Origin of the sequence: Paenibacillus sp. JJ-223, from assembly GCF_927798175.1 — a bacterium.
GTDB lineage: Bacteria > Bacillota > Bacilli > Paenibacillales > Paenibacillaceae > Paenibacillus > Paenibacillus hubeiensis.
The window spans coordinates 1-512 of the sequence record NZ_CAKMMP010000044.1; the positions used below are offsets into that span (position 1 = coordinate 1).

The 512-nt window shown below is 50.4% G+C and carries 1 protein-coding gene; it reads right to left on the reverse strand.

The window, feature by feature from the left end; genetic code table 11:
- On the reverse strand, positions 1-512 hold a 512-nt coding region (locus L6H98_RS31195; protein WP_236421568.1), incomplete at both ends, for a transposase.

A 512-nucleotide genomic window follows, 5' to 3' on the forward strand; every position in this document is an offset into this window, starting at 1 on the left:
AGCCATTCTCGTCTCTTATTTCGGTTGCGCACAAATACAAGCTTCACGGGCAGACCACACGAAGTATGCACAACCACAGAACCTTTGATGTCGTTTGTACTCGATTTGGACAGGCTTTGAAACACGGCACTCAGTGTCATTCGCTGTCCCTGTACGAGATATCGCTGCTTCATTTCTTTGATCATTCCAATCACAGGCAGACCTCGGTCTGTGAGCTGGCGAAGAAGTGGAGCTTGCGTAAACCAACTGTCCGTGAGCACGTAATCCGCAGTGAAGCCGGCTTTTAAAGCTCGGTCTAACAAGCCTACAACCGCATCAGGCTTACGGAAAAAAGACTCCATTCGGCGTTTGTATCCATGGCTACGCCTCGAGAGATGGGAGGCCATTTCGCAAAAGCGATTGGCTAGTTTGGCGGAAGACAGCATGACAAAATCGAGCGGCGCAAAGCTAAAACCGTCCGACCAACCGAGGGTGAGCATGGTGTAGCCTTTGATGTATTTGCCTGTGGAGTG